Origin of the sequence: Stenotrophomonas sp. DR822 (assembly GCF_019793815.1) — a bacterium.
Classification (GTDB): Bacteria; Pseudomonadota; Gammaproteobacteria; order Xanthomonadales; family Xanthomonadaceae; genus Stenotrophomonas; species Stenotrophomonas indicatrix.
The window spans coordinates 1,770,172-1,792,158 of record NZ_CP081826.1 but is presented as its reverse complement, the minus strand read 5'-3'; the positions used below and the strand labels follow the sequence as shown (position 1 = coordinate 1,792,158).

Below are 21,987 nucleotides of genomic sequence, written 5' to 3'. Positions count from 1 at the left end.
TCGACGCTACAAAAAAAGGCCGCGATCCCGACGGATCGCGGCCTTGTCGTTTACGGCATGGCCAGGATCAGCGCTGCTGGATCTTCGACAGCAGGCGCAGGAACTCCACATACAGCCAGACCAGGGTCACCATCAGGCCGAATGCGCCATACCATTCCATGTACTTCGGCGCGCGCTGGGCCACGCCGGTTTCGATGAAGTCGAAATCCAGCACCAGATTCAGCGCGGCCACGACCACCACGAACAGGCTGAAGGCGATGCCCAGCCAGCTGGCGTCATGGATCACCGGCACGTTGATGTTGAAGAAGCCCAGCACGAACGAGGCCAGGTACAGCAGGGCAATGCCGCCGGTGGCGGCGACCACGCCGAGCTTGAAGTTCTCGGTGGCCTTGATCAGGCCGCTGCGGTAGGCGAACAGCAGTGCGAACAGGGTGCCGAAGGTCAGCAGCACGGCCTGGAACACGATGCCCGGGAACTTCATGTTGAACACGGCCGAGATGGCACCCAGGAACAGGCCTTCCACCAGCGCATAGAGTGGTGCGGTGACCGGCGACCATTCCTTCTTGAACACGGTGATCAGGGCCAGCACCAGGCCACCGATCGCCCCGCCCATGGCGTACAGCTTGGCGCCGGCCATCACCTGGCCGTAGTCGTCCACGGTCTGGTTCCAGGCGAAGGCCGCGGTCAGCACGGTCAGCAGCAGCAGGAAGCCGGTCTTGTTGACGGTGCCATTGAGGGTCATGGCCTGGTCGGGGCTGGTCACCACCGAGCCACTGGCCAGATCGAGGAAGGTCGACTCGGAAAGAGCCGGGTTGCCGCTGCGCATGCGAGGTCTCCGTGCGAAAAGGGGGCGATTGGGCCATCCGGCCGCTGGCTGCGAGCATAGCCGATGACTGCGCAGGCCGTGGTCATGGCGGGGGCAGGGCTGGGATTGCGCGTTGACAGTTCGCAGGGCGCTTGGCCACAATGGTCAGCTCCCCGGGTCCATACCCGAGGGGATTGCAACACCGGGGTATAGCGCAGTCTGGTAGCGCGCCTGCTTTGGGAGCAGGATGTCGGGGGTTCGAATCCCTCTACCCCGACCAATCCCACGTCACGTCGGATTGGACGCCGTTCCGGTTCGGGCGCCCGTAGCTCAACTGGATAGAGCACCGGCCTTCTAAGCCGGCGGTTACAGGTTCGATTCCTGTCGGGCGCGCCATTGGTGCGACACCGGAACGTAGCTGGCGGATGTGAAGAAGTGCTTGCAAAAGCATGCAGACTCCACCAGAATGTCGGACTCGCTTCGGCGGACCTGAACTTCGGTGACAGTCCTCGGGCAACGTATCAAGCGGCAGCGTCGGCAGCATCGGCGGTGAAGCGAAAGTTTCAGTGGTGGCTGTAGCTCAGTTGGTTAGAGTACCGGATTGTGATTCCGGTGGTCGGGGGTTCGAATCCCCTCAGCCACCCCACTGATTCAACCGCATCGGCATCGCCGAAACGGTATTGCAATAAACAGGTCGCCGGCTATAATGTGCGCCTGAGTTTCAAGGGCTGTTAGCTCAGTTGGTAGAGCAGTTGACTCTTAATCAATAGGTCCAAGGTTCGAATCCTTGACAGCCCACCAAGACAGAAGCCATCGGGTTCGCCCGGTGGCTTTTTTCTTCAAGATGTAACCCTTCGCGATGGATCGCCGGTTGCAGTGCTTGTTTCAACGACGTTGAAGAAAGTGCTTGCAACGCCCTCGCGGATCGGGTCATAATTCGCCCCCCGATTTCGGGCTGTTAGCTCAGTTGGTAGAGCAGTTGACTCTTAATCAATAGGTCCAAGGTTCGAATCCTTGACAGCCCACCAGACGAAAGCCACTTGGTCCGCCAAGTGGCTTTTTTCTTGCCTGCAACAGCTTCGGTAGACCCACGCCATGCGTGGATGAAGGCCGCACGAAGCGCGCAGTCCACGCATCGCCTGGCTCTACTGAAGCGTGGCTGAAATCAGCGTCACATGCGTCATCAGTATGTTCAATGCTGTGAGCTGCTTCTCACCGGTTGCCGTCGGCATCGCTCCCAATAGGTGTTCCGCGCCGAAGGCGCATGCATGAGGAGTGCTTCGATGACGTTCAACAAGAGCACGGGCGCAATGCTGTCCGGCCTGGTGGTGATCGCGCTGTCAGGCTGCAGGGCGGACGAGGCGGCCACCGCCGCTGCGCCGGACTACGCGCGGACGGTCGAGCGATCTGCGGATGTCGACCACGTCGCTGCACAGCCGGTGGAGGGTCGCGACGCCACGCAGTCGACCGGGGCGACAGGGGTGGCGCTGCCTGCTGGCGCGGTTGAAGTGGCGCGCTCCGTCGATGGCGCCACGCTGGAAACGCCCAGTGATGATGCGGCCGGCGTCCCTGCGGGCGAAACACCCGAGCCCGCGCCGGCCGCCCGCTGACCCGGATCGGCATGGGGCGGGATGCGCCCAGGCCGACCCCAAAGGGCAATTTCCCTGTTCAGTTTTGTGGAAGCCTTCCGCTTTCCGCCCCCGCCTGCAACAATGAACACCTGAGCCGGCCACGCGAAAGTGGCGGAATTGGTAGACGCCCTGGATTTAGGTTCCAGTGCCGCAAGGCGTGGGGGTTCGAGTCCCCCCTTTCGCACCAGGCCGGCCCGTCCCCCGCCCAGTCGGGCATTCCGCGTCAACCCCTGCGCCCGGCCGTGCTGGCGGCGCCGCCCGAATTGGGCGAAACTAAAGGGCTGCGGCAAGCAGGCGCGTCATCGACGTCGTGTCCTTACAACCGTTTCATCCATCATCGAGCCGGGGGCCAGGGCGCCACCGGTGGCAGGAGTCAACATGCAAGCTTCGATCGAAACCATCGGCAACCTGGAACGCCGCCTGAGCTTCTCGCTGCCGGAAGACCGTCTGCAGAGCCACATCAACGGCCGCCTGGGCGAAATCGCCCGCACCACCCGCATCAAGGGTTTCCGTCCGGGCAAAGTGCCGGCCAAGGTGATCGAGCAGCGCTTCGGCGCGCAGGTCCGTGGCGAGGCGCTGGACGGCCTGCTGCGCGAAACCTTCGACGCCGCCGTGCGTGAGCACGACCTGCGCATCGTCGGCAGCCCGCGCATCGACAAGGGTGACGAGGGTGAGTTCTCCTTCGTGGCCACCGTCGAAGTGGTGCCGGACTTCGGTGACATCGACGTCAGCAAGCTGACCGTGGTGCGCCACACCGCCGAAATCACCGATGCCGACATCGACCAGATGATCGAGAACCTGCAGACGCAGCGTCGCAGCTGGTCGCCGGTCACCCGTGCCGCGCAGGACGGCGACCTGGTCGCACTGGAAACCTGGTCGCAGGCCGGTGACGAGCGCCTGCCGGCCGAAGGCACCGAGAAGGGCAGCATCGTGCTCGGCCAGGGCATGATGTTCGAGACCATCGAGCAGGGCCTGGTCGGCATGGCCAAGGACGAAGAGAAGACCCTGGACGTCGAGTTCCCGGCTGACTGGCGCGTGCCGGCGCTGGCGGGCAAGACCGTGCAGGTCACCGTGAAGGTCAGCGATGTCTCCGAGCCGGTCGTGCCGGCCGTCGATGAAGCCTTCATCAAGAGCTTCGGCGTGAAGGGTGGCGACGTCGAGCAGTTCCGCAGCGACATCCGCGCCAACCTCGAGCGTGAGCTGAAGGGCGCACTGATGAACCGCCTGCGTCGTGAAGTCGGCGAGCAGCTGATCGCGGCCTATTCGTCGGTGGAAATGCCGCCGCGCCTGGTCGAGAACGAAGCCCGCGCCATGCTGGCCCAGCAGGTCGAGCAGATCCGCCGCAGTGGCCGCAACCCGGGTGAAATCCCGGCCGACGCCCACGAAGGCTTCAAGGACGCTGCTGCCAAGCGCGTGCTGGTCGGCCTGGTGGTCGGCGAAGTGGCCCGCAGCAACGACCTGCGCCTGGAGCCGAAGCGCCTGAATGAAACGATGCGTCTGATCGCCTCGACCTACGAAGAGCCGGAACAGGTCATTGAGATGTACCGCAACGACCCCCAGCTGATGTCTGGCCTGCAGAACCGCGTGATGGAAGAGCAGGTGATCGACTGGATCGCCGAGCGCGCCCAGCACACTGAAGAAAAGCTGTCGTTCCAGGACGCGATCCGCCAGTAATCCCGGGCGGATCCCCGGATTCCCCGCGCCAGCCCTGGCGCGGGGGTGTTTCCCCCCAAGATAGGTACCTCACGAAATGGACAACCGAACCAAAGCCCTGAACATGGTTCCCATGGTGGTCGAGCAGACCAGCCGCGGCGAGCGTGCCTACGACATCTATTCGCGCCTGTTGAAGGAGCGCCTGATCTTCCTGGTTGGCCCGATCGACGATCACATGGCCAACGTGGTGGTGGCGCAGCTGCTGTTCCTGGAAGCGGAAAATCCGGAAAAGGACATCAGCATCTACATCAACTCGCCGGGTGGCGTGGTCACCGCCGGCATGGCGATCTACGACACCATGCAGTACATCAAGCCGGACGTGAGCACCATCTGCGTTGGCCAGGCCGCCTCGATGGGCGCGCTGCTGCTGGCGTCCGGTGCGGCGGGCAAGCGCTATGCGCTGCCGAACTCGCGGGTGATGATCCACCAGCCGCTGGGTGGCTTCCAGGGCCAGGCCACCGACATCGACATCCACGCACGCGAGATCCTGACCCTGCGTGCGCGCCTGAACGAAGTGCTGGCCAAGCACACCGGCCAGTCGCTGGAGACCATCGCGCGCGATACCGAGCGCGACAACTTCAAGAGCGCGGTCGATGCGGTCGCCTACGGCCTGGTCGACCAGGTCCTGGAGCGTCGTCCGGAAGAGTCGATCCAGGCCGGCTGACCGGCACTCACGGGGCCATGGCAGGCCCCGTTCCTGCAGGGTCGGGTGGACTGATGTCCTTCCGGCCCTGTGTTATTCTCGAATCGAACCCCCGTTCAGCGGGTGGGGTAACTGGGTAAGCGAAGCATGAGCGAAGACCGCCAAGGTCGTTCCACGGACACCGGCAAGATCCTCTACTGCTCTTTCTGCGGCAAGAGCCAGCATGAAGTGCGCAAGCTGATTGCCGGTCCGAGCGTGTTCATCTGCGATGAGTGCGTGGAGCTGTGCAACGACATCATCCGAGAGGAGCTTGAGGAAAAGGCGCAGTCGGCGCGCAGTTCGCTGCCCAAGCCGCGCGAGATCCTCGAGGTGCTCGACCAGTACGTGATCGGACAGAACCGCGCCAAGCGGACTCTGGCCGTGGCCGTGTACAACCACTACAAGCGCATCGAGAGCCGCCAGAAGAACGACGAAGTCGAACTGGCGAAGTCGAACATCCTGCTGGTCGGTCCGACCGGTTCGGGCAAGACCCTGCTGGCCGAGACCCTGGCCCGCCTGCTCAACGTGCCGTTCACCATGGCCGACGCCACCACGCTGACCGAAGCCGGTTACGTGGGCGAGGACGTGGAGAACATCATCCAGAAGCTGCTGCAGAAGTGCGACTACGACGTCGAGAAGGCACAGCAGGGCATCGTCTACATCGATGAAATCGACAAGATCTCGCGCAAGAGCGAGAACCCGTCGATCACCCGCGATGTGTCCGGCGAAGGCGTGCAGCAGGCCCTGTTGAAGCTGATCGAAGGCACCGTGGCCAGCGTTCCGCCGCAGGGTGGGCGCAAGCATCCGCAGCAGGAATTCCTGCAGGTGGACACCAAGAACATCCTGTTCATCTGCGGCGGCGCGTTTGCCGGCCTGGACAAGGTGATCCAGCAGCGTTCCAACGACGCCGGCGGCATCGGTTTCGGCGCCAAGGTGAAGAGCAGCGAGCGCAAGCAGGAAGTGGGCAAGGTGCTGGCTGAAGTCGAGCCGGAAGACCTGATCAAGTTCGGCCTGATTCCCGAGTTCGTGGGCCGCCTGCCGGTGGTCGCGACCCTGGAGGAGCTGGACGAGCCGGCCCTGATCCGCATCCTGACCGAGCCGAAGAACGCCATCACCAAGCAGTTCAAGAAGCTGTTCGAGATGGAGAACGTCGAGCTGGAGTTCCGGCCGGACGCCTTGTCGGCCATCGCCAAGAAGGCGCTCAAGCGCAAGACCGGTGCCCGTGGCCTGCGCACCATCGTCGAATCGGTCCTGCTGGACACCATGTACGACCTGCCGTCGCAGGAAAACGTCAGCAAGGTTGTCGTGGATGAATCGGTGATCGAGCACAAGTCCGAGCCGTACCTGATCTACCAGACCCCGCCGGTCCCTGAACAGAAGGCCGCTGGCGCCGAATGATTCTTTCAACTTGTTGAATAGAAAGAATTTTCTCGGAACGTCTTGCATCTGAAAGCCGATGGCCCCATAACGGGGCCATCGGCTTTTTTTGTCTCCGGAAGATGCCCTCCCGGAGACGGTTTTCCCCTTCCCTGGAGCCCCCATGGCCCGTTCCCCAAGTGAGACCCTCGACCTGCCGGTCCTGCCGCTGCGCGACGTAGTGGTATTCCCGCACATGGTCATCCCGCTGTTCGTCGGCCGCGACAAGTCCATGCACGCGCTGGAACAGGCGATGGAAGCAGACAAGCGCATCCTGCTGCTGGCGCAGAAGTCGGCCGAGACCGATGACCCGCAGGCCGCCGACCTTTACCAGGTCGGTACGCTGGCGCAGGTGCTGCAGCTGCTGAAGCTGCCTGACGGCACCATCAAGGTGCTGGTCGAAGGCCTGTCCCGCGTGCAGGTGACCAGCGTCAGCGAACGCGATGGATCGCTGCACGGCCAGGCCGTTGAAATCGAGGCCGCCGATGCACGCGAGCCGCGCGAAATCGAGGCCATCGCCCGCTCGCTGATGTCGCTGTTCGAGCAGTACGTCAAGACCAACCGCAAGCTGCCGCCGGAACTGCTGCAGACCCTGGCCGGCATCGATGAGCCGACACGCCTGGCCGATACCATCGCCGCCCATATCAGCGTGCGGTTGTCGGACAAGCAGCGCCTGCTGGAAACGCTGGCGGTGGGCGAACGCCTGGAGATGCTGGTCGGCCTGGTCGACGGCGAGATCGACGTGCAGCAGATGGAAAAGCGCATCCGCGGCCGCGTGAAGTCGCAGATGGAAAAGAGCCAGCGCGAGTATTACCTCAACGAACAGATGAAGGCCATCCAGAAGGAACTGGGTGACCTGGACGATGCGCCGGGCGAACTGGAAGAGCTGGCGCGCAAGATTGCCGAAGCGGGCATGCCCAAGCCGGTGGAAGCCAAGGCGCGCAACGAACTCAACAAGCTCAAGCAGATGTCGCCGATGTCTGCCGAAGCAGCGGTCGTGCGCAACTACCTGGAGTGGCTGCTGGGCGTGCCGTGGAAGAAGCGCAGCAAGGTGCGCAAGGACCTGAAGGCCGCGCAGGACACCCTGGATGCCGATCACTACGGCCTGGAGAAGGTCAAGGAACGCATCCTTGAATACCTGGCGGTGCAGTCGCGGGTGAAGCAGATGAAGGGGCCGATCCTGTGCCTGGTCGGGCCGCCGGGCGTGGGCAAGACCTCGCTGGGCCAGTCCATTGCCAAGGCCACCAACCGCAAGTTCGTGCGCATGTCGCTCGGCGGTGTGCGCGATGAAGCCGAGATCCGTGGCCACCGTCGTACCTATGTCGGTTCGATGCCGGGCCGCATCGTGCAGAACCTCAACAAGGTCGGCAGCAAGAACCCGCTGTTCGTGCTGGACGAGATCGACAAGATGTCGATGGACTTCCGTGGCGATCCGTCCTCGGCGCTGCTGGAAGTGCTCGACCCCGAGCAGAACAACGCGTTCAACGACCACTACTTGGAAGTGGACCTGGACCTGTCCGAAGTGATGTTCGTGGCGACCTCCAATTCGCTCAACATCCCCGGCCCGCTGCTGGATCGCATGGAAGTGATCCGCATCCCCGGTTACACCGAGGATGAGAAGCTCAACATCGCCACCCGTTACCTGTCGCCGAAGCAGATCAAGGCCAACGGCCTGAAGCCGGAAGAACTGGAGATCGGCAGCGACGCGATCCAGGACATCGTGCGCTACTACACGCGCGAATCCGGCGTGCGCAACCTGGAACGCGAGATCGCCAAGATCTGCCGCAAGGTGGTGAAGGAAATCGCGTTGGCCGGGCCGCAGCCGGTGGCGAAGGCGAAGAAGGGCGCGCGCAAGTCCAAGGCGCTGGTGAGCGTGTCGAGCAAGAACCTGGACAAGTACCTGGGCGTGCGTCGCTTCGACTTCGGCCGTGCCGAAGAAGAGAACGAGATCGGCCTGGTCACGGGCCTGGCCTGGACCGAAGTCGGTGGCGATCTGCTGCAGATCGAATCGACGCTGGTACCGGGCAAGGGCCAGCTGATCCTGACCGGCCAGCTCGGCAACGTGATGAAGGAATCGGCGTCGGCGGCGTTGTCGGTGGTACGTTCGCGCGCCGAGCGCTTCGGCATTGATGTGGACTTCCTGCAGAAGCACGACGTGCATCTGCATGTGCCCGATGGTGCCACGCCGAAGGATGGCCCCAGTGCCGGTGCGGCGATGGTGACCTCGCTGGTGTCGATGCTGACCAAGGTCGCCGTGCGCGCCGATGTGGCGATGACCGGCGAAATCACTCTGCGGGGGCGCGTCACCGCGATCGGCGGCCTGAAGGAGAAGCTGCTGGCGGCCCTGCGCGGCGGAATCCGCACGGTGATCATTCCCGATGAGAACCGCAAGGATCTTGCCGACATTCCGGCCAATGTCACCCGCGACCTGGAGATCGTGCCGGTGAAGTACATCGAGGAAGTGCTCGATCTGGCCCTGGAACGTCCGCTGGCACCGAAGAAGACGCGCAAGAGTGCGCAGCGCGTCACGGTGCGCAGCAAGGCCAAACCGAGTGGAAACGCGCGCGTCAAGCATTGATGCGTCCTGTCGAAATGCTTGAAACCCGCGTCGTTGCTGGCTTTCCAGCTTGCGTGGGGGTAGGGCCGCTGGTATAAAAGCAGCACTCGCGAATGAGTGATCGCAGTCAGCGCTCACTGAATTCGGCGAACCGTTTCCACATGGCAACCGCATGCAGACGTCGTGCGGTTGCTTCCCTGTCGAATACGCGGAACCCACCGCCAAAGGAGTTGTACAGAATGAACAAGACCGAATTGATCGATGCCGTTGCTGAAGCCGCCGACCTGACCAAGGCCGAGTCCAGCCGCGCTGTCGATGCCGTCGTTGCTGCCGTCACCAAGGCGCTGAAGGACGGCGATGCGGTCACCCTGGTTGGCTTCGGTACCTTCCAGGTCCGCGACCGTGCTGCCCGCACCGGCCGCAACCCGAAGACCGGCGACACCATCAAGATCGCTGCTTCGAAGAATCCGTCGTTCAAGGCTGGTAAGGCCCTGAAGGATGCTGTAAACTAAGCGGCTCGCTGGGGTGCTTAGCTCAGCGGTAGAGCGTCTCCTTTACACGGAGAGGGTCGGGGGTTCGAAACCCTCAGCACCCACCACAGCACCGCGGTAAGTTTGAAATGTGGAGCGGTAGTTCAGCTGGTTAGAATGCTGGCCTGTCACGCCGGAGGTCGCGGGTTCGAGTCCCGTCCGCTCCGCCATTTTCAACGAGGCCCCCGGCCGAAAAGCTGGGGGCCTTGTTTTCTCTCCAACCAATGGGTTGTAGGGAAAACAAAGAGGTCTGCAATACGGAGCGGTAGTTCAGCTGGTTAGAATGCTGGCCTGTCACGCCGGAGGTCGCGGGTTCGAGTCCCGTCCGCTCCGCCATTGCACAACTCTTAAATCCTCGTGAAAAAACTTTGAAAAAAGTGTTCAGCGGGGTAGGTTTTCAGGAAGTCTTCGGATATACTGAGCGCCTGCAAAGTTTCAAGCGCGGAGCGGTAGTTCAGCTGGTTAGAATGCTGGCCTGTCACGCCGGAGGTCGCGGGTTCGAGTCCCGTCCGCTCCGCCAACTCTAAGAGCCCTCGACGCAAGTCGGGGGCTTTTTCTTTGTGCCGTTTCCATCATTCGATGCGCGCGAACCTGTAGATCGCCTGGGCGGGATGGCGCCAGGCCCTGCTGCCACTGCTTTTGGTCCACGCCGCGAAGCGGGTTACACTGCCGGGCTCGCCAATCAAGCCTTGTGATTCCTCACCATGCTGCAGAAACTCCGCGACAAGACCTCAGGCTGGATCGTCACCGTGATCCTGGGGCTGCTGATGATTCCGTTCCTGTTCGTGATCGACAACAGCTACCTCGGTGGCGTCGGCGCACAGAACGTCGCCAAGGTTTCGGCACCGCCGACCTGGTGGCGCTCGGCACCGTCCTGGTGGCCGGTGCGCATGATGTGGCAGCACCATGAGATCAGTGCACAGGACTTCCGCACCCGTTTCGAGCAGGAACGCATGCGCGAACGCCAGCAGCAGGGCGAGAACTTCGACCCGCGCGCGTTCGAAAGCACCGAGAACAAGCTGGCCGTGCTCGACCAGTTGATCGACGAGCAGGTCGTGCGCCTGGTTGGTGAGCAGGCCGGTGTCGTGATTGGCGACGGCGCTGTACGTGAATACATCACCACCATCCCGGGCTTCCTGGGCGCCGACGGCAAGTTCAGTGAAAGCAATTACCGTCTGGCCCTGGCCGGTGGCAATCCGCCGCGCACGCCGACCCAGTTCCAGGAACTGGTGCGTGAGAGCCTGCAGCAGTCGGTGATCCCGTCGGGCCTGCAGAATTCCGGCTTTGTCACCCAGGCCGAGACCGAGCGTCTGTTGAAGCTGCTGGGCGAAACCCGCGATGTGGAACTGGCCGCACTGCCGGAAGTTCCGGTGGATACCGCGCCGGTGACCGACGCGCAGATCAAGCAGTGGTACGACAGCCATGGCAAGGATTTCCGCCAGGCCGAATCGGTGTCGCTGGAATATGTCGAGCTCAATGGTGCCAACCTGCCGGCGCCGACCGCAGCTGACGAAGCGACGCTGCGCAAGCGCTATGAAGACGAGAAGGCCAAGTTCACCACGCCGGAACAGCGCCAGGCGGCGCACATCCTGATCACCGGCGACGGTGCGGAAGCCAAGGCCGCCAAGCTGGCTGTCGAAGCCAAGGCGGCAGGCGCCGACTTTGCCGCGCTGGCCAAGGCGAACTCGGAAGATCCCGGCTCCAAGGCACAGGGCGGTGACCTGGGCTGGGTGGAACGGGGTGCGATGGTCAAGCCGTTCGAAGACGCACTGTTTGGTGCCAAGGCGGGTGAGGTGATCGGCCCGGTCAAGACCGACTTCGGCTACCACATCATCAAGGTAGCTGCGGTTCGTGGCGGCGAGGGCAAGTCGTTTGAAGAAGTACGCGACACCTTGGCTGCCGAGCAGCTGAAGGCCGATGGCGAGCGCGGCTTCAACGATCTGGCAGGCCGCCTGGTCGATGCCATCAACAAGAGCCCGAGCGACCTGGCTGCAGCCGCCAAGGCGGTCGGCCTGTCGATGCAGACGCTGGGCCCGATCACGCGCACGACCGCCACCGGTATTGCCGCTGATCCGGCCGTGCTGCGTGCCGCCTTCTCCGACGTCCTGGTGCAGGACGGTACCGCCAGCGATCCGATCGCCCTGGGTGGCAGCAGCAACCACAGCGTGGTGATCCGTGTTGCCGCGCATACCCCGGAGCAGGCGCTGCCGCTGGACAAGGCGCGTGAGCAGGTGATCGCCGCGATCCGTGCCGACCGTCAGCGCCAGGCCGGTGACAAGGCCGCCGATGCCCTGCTGGCCAAGCTGAAGGCAGGCGCGACCCTGCAGTCGCTGGCTGCCAGCGAGAAGCTGCAGCTGAGCCCGATGCCGGGTCTGCCGCGCAGCCAGCCGGTGCCGACCCCGGAGATCAACCGTGCGATCTTCAGTGCGCCGCTGCCTGCCGAAGGCAAGCCGAGCTACGGCAAGGTCGACGTCAACGGCCATGCGCTGGTCTTCGCGGTGAACAAGGTCAACCCGGGCGACATCAAGGAAGTGACCGCCGAGCAGCAGAAGCAGCTGAAGGACCAGCTGAGCCAGATCGACGGCATGGCCGCTGCCAAGGCCTACATCGAGGCGATGCGCAAGAAGTTCTTGATCCAGACCACCGAAGCGAACCTGTAAGCCCTCTGGCGAGCAGGAACGAAAAGGCCCGGCATTGCCGGGCCTTTTTTGTTGTCGCAACCTGATCGATCCGTGACCTGCGCGATGAGTACCGACCAAGGTCGGCCCCTACCAGAAGCGAAACGACCTGCTCCTGCTCTTCATCCTTCAATCGGTGGGTGCCACCCGAATTTGCCCGCGGCCGGGCAGATGGGCTGTGCAGGGGCGTGAGCCGCATGGGCCCGAGGCATGCCTCGGGCGGGTTGGGCAGGACGCCCAACCCCGGTCTTGCCGTGTGCGCAGGACAGCGCACGCGAGCAGGCGGCGACCGAGCTTACAGGGACGTGCTTGCAGCGGCCCCTGCGCAGCCTATCTGCCCGGCCGCACACGAGCGATCACGGCCGCCCGCGAGGGGCTCCGCCGTTGGCCGGAAACCACGCGGCGCCGCCGCGCCGACCTCAATCCTCGACGCGCAGTACCGCGCCTGGCTTCAGCACGCTGCTGCCGCTCAAGCCGTTCAGCGACAACAGCGCCTTTACCGGCATGCCGTAGCGGCGGGCGATGGTCCATGCCGATTCGCCATTGCGAACGGTGTGGCGACGGTTGCGCGGGCGATCGGCAGCCGAGGCGACCACCTTGGCCACCTGCGGGCTCGGCGCGGCGCTGGAGGTGCTGGCCACTGCGGTGGCAACGGCCGTGCTGGTGATGTCGGCAACGTCCGCGTTGGACGCCGAAACCGGGGCCAGTACGCGGGCCGCGCCCGACGGGCGGTTGCCGGCGGCCAGTGCCGGATTCAGGCGGGCGATCTTGGCCGGGTCCAGGGCGCGCTGGGCGGCCCACTGCTGGACGCTGGTGCCCGCCGGCAGGGTGTGGTCCTTCAGCACCGGTACGGTGCGGTCCAGCGAGGCCATCACGCCCGGCTGGTCTTCCACGTCTTCCAGCACGCAGGCCAGGGCATGCAGCTTCTCGACGTAGGCATGGGTGACCGGCGACAGCCCGGGCAGGCCGGCCGGCTTGGCGTTCTGCGCATTCATGCCGGCCTTGCGCATGGACTGCAGCACGCGGTATTCACCGGCGTTGTAGGCCATCGTGGCCAGGCGCCAGTCACCGCCGAACATGCCATGCAGGGTCTTCAGGTAGCGCACGGCGGCCTGGGTGGACTCCACTGCCGACAGTCGGCCGTCATAGTTGTTGCTCATCGGTACGCGATGGTTGCGTGCCGTGGTGGCGATGAACTGCCACAGCCCGGTCGGGCCGCTGCCGTTGCGGGCATTGGGCCGGTAACCACTTTCGACGAAGGGAATCAGGGCGAATTCGGTGGGCAGGTTGGCTTTGCGCAGCTCTTCGACCACATAGCCGAACAGCACCAGCGCGTCGTCATCCTGGTTGGCCAACCGCGAAGGCGCATGGGCGAACTGCTTCTGCCAGCGCGGGCTGGTGGCTTCGGCGTCACAGGTAGGTTCTGCCAGGCCGTCGCGGAAGCTGGAGAAGATCTCCTGGCCGTTACGTACCGATGCGGCCGGCAGCGTTGACGGATCCAGCGGCAGGGCCGAGGCGGCGGTCAGGTTCTGGCTGATGCCGGCGCCCAGCGATTGTGCGCCGGCAGTTCCGGCCAACCCCAGGACGAGACCCAGGGCCAGCGGCAGACTTCGGCGACTCATGCGCGGAAGCCGTCTTTCCAGTGCCGGAGACCGGCCATGACGTCGACGTCGTCCACGACTTCGCGCCCCAGGTGCGCCGACACGGCCGCGCGGATGGGCGCCGTGTGGGTACGCAGGAACGGATTGCAGGCAATTTCATCGGCCAGGGACACTGGCAGGGTGGAACGGTCATCGCGGCGCATGGCCAAAGCCTCCTCTTGGCGCTGCAACAACGCAGCGTTGGCGGGGTCGACATGCCGCGCGAAGACGGCATTTGACACGGTGTACTCGTGAGCGCAACACAGCAGCAGTTGCGCGGGCAGGGCACCCAGCTTGCGCATCGATGCCAGCAGCTGGGACGGCGTACCTTCGAACAGGCGTCCACAGCCCAGGCTGAACAACGAATCTCCGCTGAAAAGCTGTTCAGCGGTGTGAAACGCGATGTGGCTGCGGGTGTGCCCGGGGACGGATAGTACGTGGAACATCTGGCCCAGTGCCTGAACACGTTCACCTTCGCCGACCCGCTCGGTGGCCATCGGGATGCGCTCTTCGACCGGTGCGACCACGCGCACCCCGGGGAAACGCGCCTGCAGCGCCGGTACTCCGCCGATGTGATCGTCGTGGTGATGGGTGAGCAGGATGGTGTCCACGCGCACGCCTTGGGCCGCCAGCGCCAGTACCGGTGCAGCGTCGCCGGGATCGACGACCACGGCAGCACCGTCGTCGGCGATCAGCATCCAGATGTAATTGTCCGCAAATGCGGGCAGGGCAGTCAGTCGCATAGAATTGGACCATGCCCGCGCTGCAGAGCACCCGTCAAGCGAGCCAGGCCCCGTGGTTCGACAGTGAACCGGCGGAGGCCCTGCGCGTGCTCGAACGTCAGCTGCTGCTGCCGCAGCTGTCGCTGCTGCCGACTCGGCCCTGGTTGTGGATCGCTCCCAGCGCCGCCTGGCTGGCCGATGCGCAGCTGGGCGGTCGGGGCCTGCGCCTGCATCGCCAGGGCACTGGTTATGCCGGCGATACCCGCTGTGGCCTGCCGTTGCCGCTGCCCAACGAGAGTGTCAACGCCATCGTGCTGCAGCATGTGACCGTCGGCGATGCCGACCATCTGCTGGACGAATGCGAGCGCGTGCTGATGCCCGGCGGCCATCTGTGGCTGACCAGCCTCAACCCGTTCAGCCCGTTCCGCACGCGCTGGCGCCAGCACGGGCTGGTGGTGCGCACGCCGCAGCGGATCCGCCAGCTGCTTGAGCGCCATGGGCTGGAATGCGAGGACATGCGTTACCTGGGGCCGATGTGGCAGGGTGCCGGCAGCCGCCGTCGCGGCGGCTGGGCCCCCCTGCGCGCGGCCTGCCTGTTCCACGCTGAAAAACGCACGCTGGCCCTGCCCGGGCCGACCCCGTTGCCCGTGCGCTGGCACGGCACCGTTGCTACCTGATCTGGAGTTGTATTGAAAACCATCGAAATCCACACCGACGGTTCCTGCCTCGGCAATCCCGGTCCTGGTGGCTGGGCGGCGCTGCTGCGCTACAAGGGGCACGAGCGCGAACTGAGCGGTGGTGAAGCCCATACCACCAACAATCGGATGGAGCTGATGGCGGCCATTTCCGGCCTGGAGTCGTTGACCGAGCCCTGCCAGATCGTCCTCTACACCGATTCGCAGTACGTACGGCAGGGCCTGACCCAGTGGCTGCCGGGCTGGATCCGCAAGAACTGGAAGACCGCCGGCGGTGACCCGGTGAAGAACCGCGAACTGTGGGAGCGCCTGCAGGCCGCCACGCTGCGGCACCAGATCGACTGGCGCTGGGTGAAAGGCCATTCCGGCGACCCGGACAATGAACGCGTGGATACCCTGGCCCGCAACGCCGCGATCCAGATCCGCGACGGCAGCCCGGTAAACTGAGCCCATGCGTCAGATCATCCTTGATACCGAAACCACCGGCCTGGAGTGGAAGAAGGGCAACCGCGTCGTCGAAATCGGCTGCGTCGAGTTGTTCAAGCGCCGCCCGACCGGCAATACCTATCACCAGTACCTGAAGCCGGACTGCGAATTCGAACAGGGTGCGCAGGAAGTGACCGGCCTGACCCTGGAATTCCTCGCCGACAAGCCGGCGTTCGCGCAGGTCGTGGAGGAGTTCCTGGCCTTCATCGATGGCGCCGAGCTGATCATCCACAACGCCGCGTTTGACCTGGGCTTCCTCGACAATGAGCTTTCCCTGTTGGGAGAGCAGTACGGGAAGATCACCGATCGCTGTACGGTGATCGATACACTGGCGCTGGCGCGCGAGCGCTTCCCGGGCCAGCGCAACTCGCTCGACGCCCTGTGCAAGCGGCTGGGCGTGGACAACTCGCACCGCGCCCTGCATGGCGGTCTGCTGGATGCGCAGATCCTGGGTGATGTGTACATCGCGTTGACCTCGGGCCAGGAGGAGATCGGCTTCGGGCTGGGCGATGACGATGCCGGTGGCGCTGCGGCGTTGCAGGCGTTCGATGCGTCCAAGCTGCTGCCGCGGCCGCGCGTGGTAGCCACGCCGTCGGAGCAGGAAGCGCATGCGGCGCGTCTGGAGCGGCTGCGCAAGAAGGCCGGCCACGCGTTGTGGGACGGCCCGAAGGTGGAAGAGGCCGCGAGCGCGTAGGCGCCGCGGTAGCCACGCATGGCGTGGCTCTACTGTAGATCCACGGCCTGCATGGGGCAGTGGCAGCGCACCAGGATCACGGTGATGTTGTCCGATGACGCGCCAGCGCAATCGCGCTGGCGCCCCACAATTTGCGTTGCAAATCGTGGGCCCCGTCTCACCAGCGTCCATACCCCCACCGCTTCGCGGCCGCCCCCTGACTCAGGGGGCTCGCCTCCAGCCGGCTTCAGTGGCAGCGCACCAGGATCACGGTAATGTTGTCCGAGCCGCCGCCGTCGAGGGCGGAGGCGACCAGGCTGTCTACGCATTCCTGTGCGCTGGCGTCGTCGAAGGCGAGGGTGCGGGCGATGCCGCGGTCATCCACTTCCTCGGTCAGGCCATCACTGCACAGCAGCAACTGCATGCCCGGGCGCAGCTCGCCGCTGGTGGTCGCCACGTTCAGGTGTGCCGGGTCGGTGACGCCCAGTGCCTGGGTGACCACGTTGCGGTGGGGATGGGCGCGCGCCTGCTCGGCCGTCAGGTTGCCCTGCGCGACCAGTTCCTGCACCACGCTGTGGTCCTGGCTGAGCTGGGCAAGCTGGCCATCGCGCCACAGATAGGCGCGGCTGTCGCCGACCCAGGCCACTTCGTAACGGTTGCCCTGCACCCGTGCAGCGACCACGGTGGTGCCCATCGGCAGGCTGTCGTTGCGCCGGCGCGAGGCGCGGATGATTTCTTCGTCGGCGGTGCGGATCGCCTGCGCCAACGGCGCGCCACGGCGGATCTCACGGACGATGGTCTCGCGCGCCAGTGCACTGGCCACCTCGCCGCAGGCGTGCCCGCCCATGCCGTCGGCTACCAGCCACAGGGCCAGCTCGCCGTCACCGTAATAGGTGTCCTCATTGAGCTCGCGGCGCAGGCCGGGGTGGGTGAGATGTCCGAATTCGATCATGGTGGGTGCTGGGCGAGGGGGTAATGCCGGGGAGAACGGCATCATCACGGCCAAGCGGACATCCGGCAAGCCATGCAGTCAGGAAAATTTCACTTCATTGGGCGCAATGACTTGTCGTCAGCCGCGCTTCCTCGTATGATGCGCGTCCCCGGTTCGCCGGGGAACATCTGGAGAGGTGGCAGAGCGGTTGAATGTACCTGACTCGAAATCAGGCAGGCGTTTATAGCGCCTCGGGGGTTCGAATCCCCCCCTCTCCGCCAGATTAAAAAAGAAGGGCTGCCGAAAGGCAGCCCTTCTTTTTTAATCTGGCGCGGGGATGCGACGACGCTTCGCGCGTCGCCCCAAACGTTGCGATGCAACGTTCGGGCCCCTCCCTTTGCCGACCATCTCCCGGATGCTTGAGTAGATCCACGCCATGCGTGGATACCGTTCGCGTGCGGCGGGTTACCATGTACGTCATCACCTGCTGGAGCCGCCACGATGACCGCTGAAATCCTCGTCCCCGTTTCATTCGGCGAGCTGCTGGACAAGATCTCGATCCTGCAGATCAAGTCCGAGCGCATCAGTGACGAAGGCAAGCTGGCCAACGTACGCAAGGAGCTGTCCGCGCTGGAAACCACGTGGATGGCGCACCCGGCGGCAGTGAAGGACATCGCCAAGCTGCGCGCCGAGCTGAAGGCGGTCAACGAGCAGCTGTGGGAGATCGAGGACGACATCCGCCTGAAGGACAAGGCGCAGGCGTTCGATCAGGGGTTCATCGACCTGGCGCGCAGCGTGTACCTGCGCAACGACGAACGCGCACGCATCAAGAAGGCGATCAACCTGGCGCTGGGTTCGGCGTACGTGGAAGAGAAGTCCTACCAGGATTACACGCAGCGCGCGTAATCCCGGGCGGCCCGACGCAGTAGATCCACGCCATGCGTGGATGGATCTCCCGGGTTGCGGGACGGTGCGGACCAAGGTCCGCACCCAGTAGGCAGCGCTCGGCCGCCCGGCGTGCCACTCACCCCAGGTGGTCGGCGACGTAACGCTCGAACGCGGCAATGCCGTCCTCGACGGTGATCAGTTCCATCACATCGTCGAATTCGATCTTGGTACCCCACTTGAGGTCGGCTGCCTGCTTGCCCAGATACTTGCGCGCCGCGTCGTCGTAGCGGTCCGCGCAGTAGCGGCGGTCCGAATACGGGCCGCTGCGGTTCGGGTTGCTGGCCGCATGCAAGCCCAGCACCTTGGAACCCATTGCGTTGGCAATGTGCATCGGGCCAGAGTCCGGGGTCATCACCAGATTGGCGCGGGCCAGCAGGGCCGGCAACTGCTTGAGCGTGTCCTTGCCGACCAGGTCCAGCGCCGGAACATCCAGCTGGGCCTGGATGGCGTCGGCCATGCTGCGCTCCAGTTCGCTGCGGCCGCCGCACAGCACGACCCGCCATCCGCGCGCGACGGCATGGTTGGCAACCTCGGCATAGCGGTCGGCGTACCAGTTGCGGCGCACATGGCTGGAGCAGGGCGAGATCATCAGCACCGGCCGACCATCGTCCTGCCATTGCGCAGCGGCCCAGTCATAGGCGGCCTGCGGCACGGCCAGGTCCCAGCTGACGTCGGTCTGGCGAAAGCCCAGTGGCTCGCAGAAGCTGCCGATGGCATCGAGCACATGGATGCCCGGGCGATCGGGGATGCGTTCGTTGATGAAGAGGCCGTGCAGGTCCTTGGAGCGGCTGCGGTCGTACCCGATGCGGCGCTCGGCGGGAATGAAGGCCGACAGCACGTTGGCGCGGAACGCCACCTGCATCTGCAGCAGGGCCTCGAAACGCCCGGGCGGCAACTGCTTGCGCAGCTCCTTCACTCCGGCCATGCCGGTCTTCTTGTCGTAGGCGTGGAAGGAGACGCCCGGCAGGCCATCGAGCAGCTTCTGCCCGACCTTGTCGATGATCCAGTGGATCGGCGTGTCCGGTCGCGCGGCCTGCAGGGTGCGCACCAGCGGCACTACGTGGGTCACATCGCCAAGAGCGGACAGGCGCAGAAGACACAAGGAGGAGGACGCTGATGCCATGTGTTGTTAGACTCAAAGGAATGGTCGCATTCGACGCCAATGAAGCGCTGACGCCATGCCGCGAGGGTCGCGGCATCGGGGCCATTCTGTTCGACCGCGAGCGGCTGCGGCAAGCCGACATCGGTCTGTTCTCGCCACAGCACTGGGCCGGCAAGGCCCGGCCGGTGGGTGAGGGCGGCCGTGGCAGCGCCTGGTTCGTGGATGCGCCGTTCGGCGCCAGCGTACTGCGGCACTACCTGCGCGGGGGGCTGGCGGCCCGGATCAGCCACGACCAGTACATCTGGCGGGGGGCGGACCGGACCCGCAGCTTTGCCGAATTCCGGCTGATGCGCGCGCTGCGCGAGAAGAAGCTGCCGGTGCCCAGGCCGATTGCCGCCTTCTACATGCGTGAAGGCCTGCGCTACCGCGCCGCGATCCTGATGGAACGGATCGAAGGGGTGCGCTCGCTGGCCGACCGCGCACTGGTGGCCGGGCGCGGGGCGCCGTGGGAGGAAACCGGGCGGATGATCGCGCGCTTCCACCGTGCCGGGCTGGACCATGCCGATCTCAATGCGCACAACATCCTGTTCGATGGCAACGGGCATGGCTGGCTGATCGACTTCGATCGCGGGGTGATCCGCATCCCGGCCACGGCCTGGCGCGAGCGCAATCTCAAGCGCCTGCTGCGCTCGCTGATCAAGCTGCGCGGTGAGCGCAGCGTGGAAGACGTGGAAAAAGACTATGCGCGCCTGCGCCGCGCCTATGACATGGCCTGGAACCGGGGCACCTGATGGACTGGTCGTTGCGTTTCCTCGGCGTCGGCAATGCGTCGGCGGTCGAGCTGGGTTCGCCCATGTCGGTGATCGAGCGCGATGGCCGGCCCTGGCTGACCATCGACTGCGGCGGCGAAGGCCTGACTGCCTTCAAGGCCCACTACGGGCATATGCCGCAGGCGCTGTTCGTCACCCATGTACACCTGGACCACGTGGCCGGTTTCGAGCGGCTGTTCGTGGATACCTTCTTCAGCGCGCAGCGGCGCGGCAAGGTGCGCCTGTACGTGCCGGCCACGGTGGTGCCGCTGCTGCACAAGCGCATCGGCGATTACCCGAACGTGCTGGCCGAGGGCGGCGCCAACTTCTGGGATGCCTTCCAGCTGATCGTGGTGGGCGATGCGTTCTGGCACGAGGGTGTGCGGCTGGAGGTGTTCCCCGTGCGCCACCACTGGCCGGAGACGGCCTATGGCCTGCGCCTGCAGGGCGCGCTGACCTGGAGCGGGGACACCCGGCCGATTCCGGAAATGCTGGCGCGCTATGCCAGTGACAACGAACTGATCGCCCACGACTGCGGGTTGCACGGCAATCCTTCGCATACCGGGGTGGATGACCTGGAGCGCGAGTACAGCGCCGAACTGCAGGCACGGATGATGCTGTACCACTACGCCAGCGTGGCCGATGGCCAGGCCCTGGCCGCGCGCGGGCACCGGGTGGCACAGCCGGGCCAGTGCGTTGTGCTGGCCGCACCCACGGCGCCGCACGTGCTGGCGCAGGATCCGCCGTGAGCAGCGCTGGCGCCGCCGCTACACCGGCGCTGGCCGCCGAACTGGAGGGGCTGGAACGCGCACTGCATTGCCCGCAGGTGCGCGCAGACCATGAGCGTCTGGCGGCGTTGCTGGATGAGGATTTCAGCGAGATCGGCAGCTCCGGCCAGTGCTACGGCCGTGAGGCCGCGCTGGAAGAGATCCCGCTGGAGCGTGCGCAGGTGGTGATCGAGTCGGACCGGTACGCCGTGTGGATGCTGGCAGAGGGCTTGGCCCAGGTGCGTTACCGCAGTCGCTATCACGTCGATGACCAACCACAGCGCTGGGTGCTGCGCAGCTCGCTGTGGCGTCAGCATTCAACGGGCTGGCGGGTGGCATTCCATCAGGGTACGCCTGAGGCGCGGTAGCGCCAGGGCATGCCCGGCGAAGGGCGCCAACCAAGGTTGGCATCTACCGGAGCGGGGTTTCGCCGAAAAGGCGGTGGCCCCGCCGGCTGACCTCGGCGCCCGCGTCGATCGATACCGTTGCTGCCTTCCGGCCCTGGCGGAGTTTTCGACCTAGCGTCGCGAGGGGCCGACGGGGCCACCATAGAGACATTGGCCGCCCGGAGGCGGCCGATTCACGGATCAGGGAAAGCAGCGCGTTGTGCGCCGGAGACCACCGCCGGACTGCACATCGGCTTACCGATGGCAGAGGCGCATTCTAGCGCAGGCAGGTGCGTTGATGCCAGCTTCATGCACTGAATCCGATGTAACCCTGTGCCCCCAGCATCGGCCGGTGGCTGCCGCCGTTGCTAGAATCCGGTCCCAGGAGGAACGACCTCCCCCACATCGGGATGCAATGACCAGGACGGCCTGGCCCTACCAAAGGAGGGCTGTCATGGCCTGGATCTATCTGTTGTTTGCCGGCCTGCTGGAAATCGTCTGGGCCGTGTCGATGAAGCAGTCTGAAGGCTTCACCAGACTCACCCCCACCGTCATCACCATCGTCGGCATGATCGCCAGCTTCTGGCTGCTGGCCGTCGCCATGCGCAGCCTGCCGCTGGGCACCGCCTATACGATCTGGACCGGTATCGGCGCGGTCGGTGCTTTCGTGGTCGGCATCGTGTTCCTGGGCGAGCAGGTCAGCCCGATGCGGATTGGCGCGGCGGTACTGATCGTCGCCGGCCTGGTGCTGATGAAACTCTCCAGCAGCTGAGGCCGGTTACGAATGCGGCGGGAATATGGATATTCCCGTTCTGC

The 21,987-nt window shown here is 64.9% G+C and carries 20 protein-coding genes, 11 tRNA genes and 1 other RNA gene; 26 read left to right on the top strand and 6 right to left on the bottom strand.

Annotation, left to right across the window (positions count from 1 at the left end; all coding sequences use genetic code 11):
* Nucleotides 1-67: 67 nt before the first annotated feature.
* A complete protein-coding gene (locus tag K5K93_RS08365; RefSeq protein ID WP_025878135.1) occupies nt 68-826 on the bottom strand; it encodes a Bax inhibitor-1/YccA family protein in 759 nt (252 codons plus the stop codon).
* 182 nt (nt 827-1,008) lie between these two features.
* Here K5K93_RS08365 and K5K93_RS08360 point away from each other — a divergent pair.
* The 17 genes from K5K93_RS08360 (at nt 1,009) to K5K93_RS08280 (ending at nt 11,994) form a co-directional block, all read left to right on the top strand.
* Nucleotides 1,009-1,085: transfer RNA gene (locus K5K93_RS08360), tRNA-Pro, on the top strand.
* A gap of 39 nt (nt 1,086-1,124) precedes the next feature.
* Nucleotides 1,125-1,201, top strand: a tRNA-Arg gene (locus tag K5K93_RS08355).
* A 173-nt stretch (nt 1,202-1,374) separates the two neighbouring features.
* Nucleotides 1,375-1,451, top strand: a tRNA-His gene (locus K5K93_RS08350).
* Nucleotides 1,452-1,530: 79 nt separating this feature from the next.
* A tRNA-Lys gene (locus tag K5K93_RS08345) sits at nt 1,531-1,606 on the top strand.
* A gap of 151 nt (nt 1,607-1,757) precedes the next feature.
* A tRNA-Lys gene (locus K5K93_RS08340) sits at nt 1,758-1,833 on the top strand.
* Between the two features lie 255 nt (nt 1,834-2,088).
* Nucleotides 2,089-2,415 (top strand): hypothetical protein, encoded by a 327-nt coding sequence (locus K5K93_RS08335; protein ID WP_222390551.1) that lies wholly within the window; start codon nt 2,089-2,091, stop codon nt 2,413-2,415.
* A gap of 123 nt (nt 2,416-2,538) precedes the next feature.
* Nucleotides 2,539-2,623 (top strand) — tRNA-Leu (locus tag K5K93_RS08330).
* A gap of 191 nt (nt 2,624-2,814) precedes the next feature.
* On the top strand, nt 2,815-4,110 hold the full coding sequence (gene tig / locus K5K93_RS08325; RefSeq protein WP_025878140.1) for a trigger factor: 1,296 nt from the start codon (nt 2,815-2,817) through the stop codon (nt 4,108-4,110).
* 76 nt (nt 4,111-4,186) lie between these two features.
* Nucleotides 4,187-4,813 carry an ATP-dependent Clp endopeptidase proteolytic subunit ClpP gene (gene clpP, locus K5K93_RS08320; RefSeq protein WP_025878142.1) on the top strand — a complete coding sequence of 209 codons (627 nt, stop codon included), beginning with the start codon at nt 4,187-4,189 and terminating at the stop codon, nt 4,811-4,813.
* Nucleotides 4,814-4,939: 126 nt separating this feature from the next.
* Nucleotides 4,940-6,229, top strand: coding sequence for an ATP-dependent Clp protease ATP-binding subunit ClpX (gene clpX / locus K5K93_RS08315; protein ID WP_025878143.1), 1,290 nt, complete (start codon nt 4,940-4,942; stop codon nt 6,227-6,229).
* 142 nt (nt 6,230-6,371) lie between these two features.
* Nucleotides 6,372-8,825, top strand: a complete 2,454-nt coding sequence (gene lon / locus K5K93_RS08310) for an endopeptidase La (RefSeq protein ID WP_222390550.1) — start codon at nt 6,372-6,374, stop codon at nt 8,823-8,825.
* A 218-nt stretch (nt 8,826-9,043) separates the two neighbouring features.
* A complete protein-coding gene (locus tag K5K93_RS08305) occupies nt 9,044-9,316 on the top strand; it encodes an HU family DNA-binding protein (RefSeq protein ID WP_004146343.1) in 273 nt (90 codons plus the stop codon).
* 11 nt (nt 9,317-9,327) lie between these two features.
* A tRNA-Val gene (locus tag K5K93_RS08300) sits at nt 9,328-9,402 on the top strand.
* 25 nt (nt 9,403-9,427) lie between these two features.
* Nucleotides 9,428-9,504, top strand: a tRNA-Asp gene (locus tag K5K93_RS08295).
* 89 nt (nt 9,505-9,593) lie between these two features.
* Nucleotides 9,594-9,670: transfer RNA gene (locus K5K93_RS08290), tRNA-Asp, on the top strand.
* Nucleotides 9,671-9,777: 107 nt separating this feature from the next.
* A tRNA-Asp gene (locus tag K5K93_RS08285) sits at nt 9,778-9,854 on the top strand.
* A 184-nt stretch (nt 9,855-10,038) separates the two neighbouring features.
* Nucleotides 10,039-11,994 (top strand): peptidyl-prolyl cis-trans isomerase, encoded by a 1,956-nt coding sequence (locus K5K93_RS08280; protein WP_222390548.1) that lies wholly within the window; start codon nt 10,039-10,041, stop codon nt 11,992-11,994.
* A 437-nt stretch (nt 11,995-12,431) separates the two neighbouring features.
* Here the strand turns inward: K5K93_RS08280 and K5K93_RS08275 are convergent, their stop codons facing one another.
* On the bottom strand, nt 12,432-13,634 hold the full coding sequence (locus K5K93_RS08275; protein WP_222390546.1) for a lytic transglycosylase domain-containing protein: 1,203 nt from the start codon (nt 13,632-13,634) through the stop codon (nt 12,432-12,434).
* The gene (gloB, locus tag K5K93_RS08270; RefSeq protein WP_100551680.1) at nt 13,631-14,395 is read right to left on the bottom strand and encodes a hydroxyacylglutathione hydrolase; all 765 of its coding nucleotides are present in this window, start codon (nt 14,393-14,395) and stop codon (nt 13,631-13,633) included. Before gloB ends, K5K93_RS08275 begins: the two co-directional genes overlap by 4 nt.
* A gap of 11 nt (nt 14,396-14,406) precedes the next feature.
* Here gloB and K5K93_RS08265 point away from each other — a divergent pair, with 11 nt between their 5' ends.
* The 3 genes from K5K93_RS08265 to dnaQ are packed head-to-tail and all read left to right on the top strand — an operon-like array spanning nt 14,407 to nt 16,249.
* Nucleotides 14,407-15,051, top strand: coding sequence for a hypothetical protein (locus K5K93_RS08265; RefSeq protein ID WP_222390545.1), 645 nt, complete (start codon nt 14,407-14,409; stop codon nt 15,049-15,051).
* Nucleotides 15,052-15,063: 12 nt separating this feature from the next.
* Nucleotides 15,064-15,516 (top strand): ribonuclease HI, encoded by a 453-nt coding sequence (rnhA, locus tag K5K93_RS08260; protein ID WP_049468386.1) that lies wholly within the window; start codon nt 15,064-15,066, stop codon nt 15,514-15,516.
* 4 nt (nt 15,517-15,520) lie between these two features.
* The gene (gene dnaQ / locus K5K93_RS08255) at nt 15,521-16,249 is read left to right on the top strand and encodes a DNA polymerase III subunit epsilon (RefSeq protein ID WP_222390544.1); all 729 of its coding nucleotides are present in this window, start codon (nt 15,521-15,523) and stop codon (nt 16,247-16,249) included.
* A gap of 226 nt (nt 16,250-16,475) precedes the next feature.
* Here dnaQ and K5K93_RS08250 read toward each other — a convergent pair whose 3' ends face one another.
* Nucleotides 16,476-17,180: a protein phosphatase 2C domain-containing protein gene (locus K5K93_RS08250; RefSeq protein WP_025878157.1), complete on the bottom strand. Its 705-nt coding sequence runs from the start codon at nt 17,178-17,180 to the stop codon at nt 16,476-16,478.
* Nucleotides 17,181-17,349: 169 nt separating this feature from the next.
* Here K5K93_RS08250 and K5K93_RS08245 point away from each other — a divergent pair.
* Nucleotides 17,350-17,440 (top strand) — tRNA-Ser (locus K5K93_RS08245).
* Nucleotides 17,441-17,660: 220 nt separating this feature from the next.
* A complete protein-coding gene (locus K5K93_RS08240; RefSeq protein ID WP_032977378.1) occupies nt 17,661-18,065 on the top strand; it encodes a DUF6165 family protein in 405 nt (134 codons plus the stop codon).
* Between the two features lie 118 nt (nt 18,066-18,183).
* Here the strand turns inward: K5K93_RS08240 and K5K93_RS08235 are convergent, their stop codons facing one another.
* Nucleotides 18,184-19,230, bottom strand: coding sequence for a glycosyltransferase family 9 protein (locus tag K5K93_RS08235; protein WP_222390541.1), 1,047 nt, complete (start codon nt 19,228-19,230; stop codon nt 18,184-18,186).
* A gap of 20 nt (nt 19,231-19,250) precedes the next feature.
* Between K5K93_RS08235 and K5K93_RS08230 the strand changes: the two genes are divergently transcribed.
* The 3 genes from K5K93_RS08230 to K5K93_RS08220 are packed head-to-tail and all read left to right on the top strand — an operon-like array spanning nt 19,251 to nt 21,153.
* Nucleotides 19,251-20,000, top strand: coding sequence for a 3-deoxy-D-manno-octulosonic acid kinase (locus tag K5K93_RS08230; protein WP_025878162.1), 750 nt, complete (start codon nt 19,251-19,253; stop codon nt 19,998-20,000).
* The gene (locus K5K93_RS08225) at nt 20,000-20,767 is read left to right on the top strand and encodes an MBL fold metallo-hydrolase (RefSeq protein ID WP_025878163.1); all 768 of its coding nucleotides are present in this window, start codon (nt 20,000-20,002) and stop codon (nt 20,765-20,767) included. The genes K5K93_RS08230 and K5K93_RS08225 overlap by 1 nt, the downstream gene beginning before the upstream one ends.
* Nucleotides 20,764-21,153, top strand: coding sequence for a nuclear transport factor 2 family protein (locus K5K93_RS08220; RefSeq protein ID WP_222390540.1), 390 nt, complete (start codon nt 20,764-20,766; stop codon nt 21,151-21,153). The genes K5K93_RS08225 and K5K93_RS08220 overlap by 4 nt, the downstream gene beginning before the upstream one ends.
* 76 nt (nt 21,154-21,229) lie before the next feature.
* Here K5K93_RS08220 and ffs read toward each other — a convergent pair.
* Nucleotides 21,230-21,326, bottom strand: an RNA gene (gene ffs / locus K5K93_RS08215) — signal recognition particle sRNA small type.
* 299 nt (nt 21,327-21,625) lie between these two features.
* Here ffs and sugE point away from each other — a divergent pair.
* Nucleotides 21,626-21,943 carry a quaternary ammonium compound efflux SMR transporter SugE gene (gene sugE / locus K5K93_RS08210; protein ID WP_049468377.1) on the top strand — a complete coding sequence of 106 codons (318 nt, stop codon included), beginning with the start codon at nt 21,626-21,628 and terminating at the stop codon, nt 21,941-21,943.
* Nucleotides 21,944-21,987: the final 44 nt, after the last annotated feature.